Origin of the sequence: Paraburkholderia diazotrophica (genome assembly GCF_900108945.1) — a bacterium.
Taxonomy (GTDB): Bacteria; Pseudomonadota; Gammaproteobacteria; order Burkholderiales; family Burkholderiaceae; genus Paraburkholderia; species Paraburkholderia diazotrophica.
The window spans coordinates 1-2092 of record NZ_FNYE01000101.1 but is presented as its reverse complement, the minus strand read 5'-3'; the positions used below and the strand labels follow the sequence as shown (position 1 = coordinate 2092).

Annotated in this window: 2 pseudogenes; both read right to left on the bottom strand. The window is 63.6% G+C overall.

What is annotated here, in order from left to right:
* Nucleotides 1-1602, bottom strand: a pseudogene (locus BMW76_RS40000) (response regulator); the annotation flags it as partial.
* Between the two features lie 212 nt (nt 1603-1814).
* Nucleotides 1815-2092, bottom strand: a pseudogene (locus BMW76_RS39995) (hypothetical protein); the annotation flags it as partial.

Here is a 2092-nt window from a genome sequence, read left to right as displayed (position 1 = left end):
CGGAATGTGAATCGAAACCGTGGTGCCCGCGCCCGGCGTGCTGCCGATCGAAAGCGATCCGCCGATCAGCCGCGCGCGCTCGTTCATGCCGAGCAGGCCATATGAATAGTCGCGCCTCACCACCTGCTGGTCGAAGCCGCGGCCGTCGTCACGCACGTGCAGTTCGAGCTTCTCCGCCGTCGAGATCAGCGTCACGTGCACGCGCGTCGCGTCGGCATGACGCGAGACGTTCGTCAGGGACGCCTGCACGATGCGGAACACGGCCGTCGCGTGCGTATCCGACAGCGCGGGCTCGCCACCGACGATGCGCAACTCGCAAGGAATCGCATTGCGGCGGTTGAACTCGTCGACGAGCCATTCGAGCGCCGACACGATGCCGAAATTGAGTGCGGCCGGCCGCAGATGACTCGCGACGTTGCGCACCATCCAGATCGTGCCTTCGACCAGCTCGCGCATATCGTCGGCTTTTTTCATTGCGCCCGGATCGTGCGTGAGACGCATCTTGAGCAGCGACACGTCCATCTTGAGCGCAGTCAGCAACTGGCCAAGCTCGTCGTGAATCTCCATCGCAATGCGCTTTCTCTCCTCTTCGCGGATCGCCTCCATATACGCGGACAGCTCACGCTGCTGCTCGCGTGATTCGACGAGTTCCTGTTCCATCTCCTTGCGCCCCGTGATGTCGTTCAGGCCGACATAGATCGCGGGAGAATCGTCGTAGGTCGCGACGCGCGCGGTCGCCATCGCCCAGAACTGCGTGCCGTCGGGGCGCCGGAACTACACCTCCGCATTTCGCAGGCTGCCCTCCGTCCTCAGATGCCGGATCACATGTTCGCGCTCGCTGGGATCGGCGTAGAAATCTGCGATATTCGCTGACATCCCTTCGTCCATGCCGAACAGTTCGCGCAGCGGCTCGTTTGTGTACAGGATGTGCCCCTCCGGCATCGACGTAATGCACAACGGCACCGGACTCGTTTCGACGATCGCGCGAAAGCGCGCCTCGCTAGCCTGCAGGCGCGCGTCCGCGCGCCGCCGCTCGTCGATCTGCGCCTGCAGGTTCGCGTTGGCGCGCGCCAGTTCTTCGGTGCGCAACGCGACGCGCCGTTCGAGATCGTCGCGCGCCTGCGATAGCGCAGCCTCCGTTTCCTTGCGCACGGCCACTTCGGCGAGCAGTTGCCGGTTCTGTGCGAGAAGCTGCTTGTGCATGGCGCGCAGCTCAAGATGCACGCCGACGCGCGCCAGCGTCTCGTCGATGCGCAACGGCTTGGTCACGTAATCGACCCCGCCCGCCGAAAAGCCCTCGACGCGATCCTCGTTGCCTGTCAGCGAGGTCATGAAGATAACAGCGATATCGCGCGTGCGTTCGTCGCGCTTCAGACGGCGACACGTCTCGAACCCGTCGATACCCGGCATCTTCACGTCGAGCAAAATCAGGTCGGGCTGCGAGAAAGCCGCGCGCTCCAACGCTTCGACACCGTCGAGCGCCACCAGCACGCGAATGCCGCGCGCTTCGAGACTGTCTACGACCACGCCGAGATTCGCGGGCGTATCGTCGACGATCAGGACGGTGTCCGTATGCGCGGCCGAAGCGGCGAGATGGCTCATGTTGCGGTGTCCCCTTCCAGGTGCCGCTCAATCAGATGCAGGATCGCCTTCGACTGATACGCGCGCACCAGTTGATGCAGCCGCACAACGAACGCCGCATGCGCCGGATCGCTTGCCGCGACGCGTTCCGACCACTGAACGATGCGCATGTTGCTATCGTGCGCGAGCTGATGAGATTCCGAGAATCTGCGCATAACCAAGGATGCGGTTAAGCGGCATGCTTCGCGCTCGATGGACGCCTCGCGCTCGTCGAGATACGCGCGATGCAGGCGCATACCCATCGCGTTGAATGTCGACACCGCGCGTTCGAGCTCATCGGCCTCGCGCGGCGGCCCGTGAAAATCGCAATCGTTCACGGTGCGCGCGATCGTCGCAAGATGCCGCGTGACCAGTCGCCACAGGATATAGAACGTGAAGAGCGCGACCAGAAACGTATTCGCGCCCTGGCTCACGAGGATCACGAGCGCGGTGCGCCCGAGTTCGTGATAGA